Source organism: Rhodoferax sp. ZS1R8 (genome assembly GCF_056521325.1).
Genome location: NZ_JBWMBA010000018.1, coordinates 1 through 3,481, shown reverse-complemented (window position 1 = coordinate 3,481; position 3,481 = coordinate 1). Strand labels below are relative to the sequence as shown.

2 protein-coding genes are annotated in these 3,481 nt (G+C 61.5%); both read right to left on the bottom strand.

Going from position 1 to position 3,481, the window contains the following annotated elements:
• On the bottom strand, window positions 1-2,708 hold a 2,708-nt coding region (locus AC097P_RS23220), incomplete at its 3' end, for an RHS repeat domain-containing protein (RefSeq protein ID WP_479612810.1).
• Window positions 2,709-2,740: 32 nt separating this feature from the next.
• Window positions 2,741-3,481 (bottom strand): hypothetical protein (locus AC097P_RS23215; protein WP_479612809.1); only part of this gene is annotated, 741 nt, incomplete at its 5' end.

Below are 3,481 nucleotides of genomic sequence, written 5' to 3'. Positions count from 1 at the left end.
TCAGCACTCATGAACCTACCGATAAGCGGATCATAAATACGCCCATTCATATGGATGACCCCCACCTCATCCAGGTGTTCGTGTTCGGTATATCCCCGATCCGTGTTCTTGCCCACGATGGCGTCCAGCGTGTCGGGTAAGCCAGGCGTCGCGTTGATGAAGCGCCGCTTGCCCCACGGGTCATAGGCCAGTCGCTCTGTCACCGCTCCGGTCTCGTTGGTGATCGCCGCAATGCTGCCCAGGTGGTCCTTGTGGAAGTAGCTGGTGGTCGTGGCAGGTAAGCCGTTCAAGTTGCCCGTGCGGCTGGTGAACAGTGCAAAGACGGCCCCTGCTGCGCTCACATAGTGCTTGTTCTCGACCGTGCCATTGGTGCGCACTTCCTTCTCGTAGGACAGGCCCAGGCTGTCAACGCCGTTCAAGTACCAGGTGCTGCCGGCAAAGTAGTTGCTGGTGCCGTTGCCGCTGAGGGCCACGTTTTCCTTGACGCGCTGGTGCTCCGGTCCATACAGATAGGTCAGCTTGCGGTCTTGGCTGCTGGTGGTGCTGGTGATGAAGTTGCCGTAGGTGATGCTGCTGGGCTGGTTGAAGCTGGTGTAGCTCTCCGCACGCACGGTGTGGATGCTGTTGACCGTGTCATGGCTTACCGTGTATTCGAGGTTGCCGTTGCCCACCTGGGTGCCGTTGACCATTTGGGCGCCAGCCCTCAAGTCATCAAAGACGTAGCTCAAGGATCGGGTGCCGGTCACGCTTTGGACCGCGCCAGGGGCGCTTTCCAAGGTGACGGCGGTCATGCGGTTGGGCCGGGCGCTGTCGTACCAGTAGCGTCCGACGTCGCTCTTGTAGGTGATGTTGCCCCGGGCGTCGTATTTGACCTCCGTTGTCGATGGGGCGCCCAGCGCGCCGCCCTGCAGGGTAGCGGTGCTCAGGCGGTTCAGGCTGTCGTAGTTGTAGCTCTCCTGGGTGCCCACGTTTGGCGATGTGTCGCTCCTGCTGGTGAGGTTGCCCAGTGAGTCGTAGCCGTAGCTTTGTTTGATGACGTTGCCGCTGTTTTGGCCATCAGCCGTGGCCGTCAGGCCTGTGAGGCGCTGGGTCAGAGGGTCATAGGTCTTGACGGCCGTGACGGTGTTGCCGGTGCGGTATTGGGTGATCTGGCCGTTGGCGTTGATGGCCTGGATTTGGTAGGTGACGGTCTGGGTAAAGCCGTTGGTGCCGCCGCCGGTGACGGTCTTGAGGTAGCCCAGAGCGCTGTAGCCGTAGCTGGCCTGGTAGCCGGTGGGCCAGGTCTTGCTGCTGACACGTCCGGTGTTGGCATCAAAGCTTTCGCTCACAACGGCCGGGTTGACCGGGTCGTCCAGGACGGTGGAGGTTTGTATCTGGCGCCCCAGGCTGTCGTAGCTGTGGACTCGGCGGTAGGCGTTGTCGGCCTTGGCTTCGCAGAGTTTGCCCACGCCTTTGCCACAGGCTGTGCCGTCGAACTTCTTGTCATAGCTCCACTGGCTGATGAGGTCGGGCTCTGTGCGCTGGGTCATACGCCCCAGGTTGTCGTACGCAATAGAGGCGCTTTGGTTCAGGCTATCGCGCTGGGAGACCAGTTCACCGTAGGCGTTGTAGCCGTAGGTCCACGATCCCATGGCGGGGTCCAGCATGCTGGTCTTGTTGCCACGGATGTCGTAGCCCATGCTGGTGATGGAGCCTGCGGCGTTGGTGGACAGGAGGTTGCCTTGGGCATCAAAGCTGTAGGTGATGCTGCTGCCCTGTGCGTCCACGACGCTGACGATCTGCCCTCTGGCGTTCTTGGTGACGGTCTTGGTCTGGGTCTTGGCGTTGGTGCTGCTGGTGACCAGGGCGTTGTAGGCGAAGGTGGTGGTGGCAAGGCTACCAGGAGCTGCAGGGTCGGGCACGCTTTGGCTACTCGGACGGCCAAGGGCGTCATAGGTGAAGCTGCTCCAGATGGGGGTGACACCGGACAGGGCATAGCTGTCGGATTTGCGGGCGACTTGGCCCAGGGCGTTGTACTCGGTGTCCTGGACCAGGGTGGGGGCTGCACCACTGCCATCAAAGCCTTGGGTTTGTACGCGCAGGGCGCGCTCGAAGGCGTCAAAGTAGGTGCGCTGCTCGGGGCCGTTGACCGCGCCATTGACGGCGTAGCTTTGTTCTTTGGTAACCCAGGTGCTGACCGCTCCCGCTATTGGGCCGGGGCAAGTGACGCCAGGGTCACTGCACAGTGCATAGGTCCAGGTGGTGTAGGTGGCGTCACTGCGTGTTTCTTTGGTCTTGCGTCCGAAGTTGTCGTATTGCCAGCTGGTGGTCAGGCCGTTGGGGCCGGTGAGGCTGGTCAGGCGGCCGTTGCGGCTGTCATAGGTCTTGGTTTCGCTTTGGTTGGCAGCATTGGTGCTGGACAGGACAAAGCGACCATCGGTGCCGTAGTTGTTGGTGCTGGCGCGGCTACCAGCGCTGGTGGTGGCCGGGGCTGTGGCTCCTGCGCAGGTGCTGCGGGTGGTGGTGGTGGCGTTGCCGAAGCTGTCGCGCGCGTAGACGGCTTGCAAGCAGTCGTTGGGGCGGGTGGGCTCGACTACCGTTTTACTGAGCAGTCCAACTGCGTCGTATTCGAAGCTGGTGGTGCGGGTTTGGGTGTCGGCGTGTGCCGCGGGGGTGACCAGCACAGTTAGCACGGTGCTGGCGAGCAGTGTTTTAAGGGCGGTGTTCAAGTGGGAGCTCCCTGTCTACTTCGTTCTTTTTATTACGGTGTGACGCTGGTGACCGTGGATTTCTTGGGGCGTCCCAGTATCCAGTTGGTGGTGTCGGCCGGCCAGTAGTCAATGACGGTGGTCTTGCTCGATCCATCGCTGGTGGTGATGGTGGTCTGGGTGGGGTCTCCGTACAGATGAGCGTCTACTGGGTCCAGTCCGTAGGTGGTGGTGCTGGTGTAGCTAGGCCAGGCCGCTCCAGTCAGGTCCCAGCTTTGTTCCAGGCTGCTGGCCGCGTAGGTGAAGTAGCGGTTGTTGGCTGCTGCTACGCAGGCAGCACTGTTGGCGCTTTGGTCGCAGCGTTGGGCCACTACACAGGCAGCTCCGGTTTGCGGGATCTTGCAGGCCAGGGTTTGGGTGGTGCGTTTGAGGACGCCTGCATTGCCCGATCCACTCAGGCGGGTCTCGGCTTTACTGATCATGCCGGTATACGGCCAGTCTTGGCGGTATTCTGTGTAGCTCTCGATCTGGGTGGCGCTGTCTTTGCTGTTCATCCAGCGGAATCCCAGCAAGCCGACTCCGGTGCCGCGTTCGACCTTCAAGCCGCCGTAGGTGTAGGTGCTGGTGTTGACGCCGCCTACTCCGTTGCTCGACGCCACACTGGCCACTACGTGGAAGGGGCCTACCATGTCTTGCACGGGGAATACGCCGGCTGCACCACCGCTGTCCTTGGTGTATACCGTACTGTCGCTGATAGGCTTGTAGGTGACAGCGATGGTGCTGCCAGGGGCCTT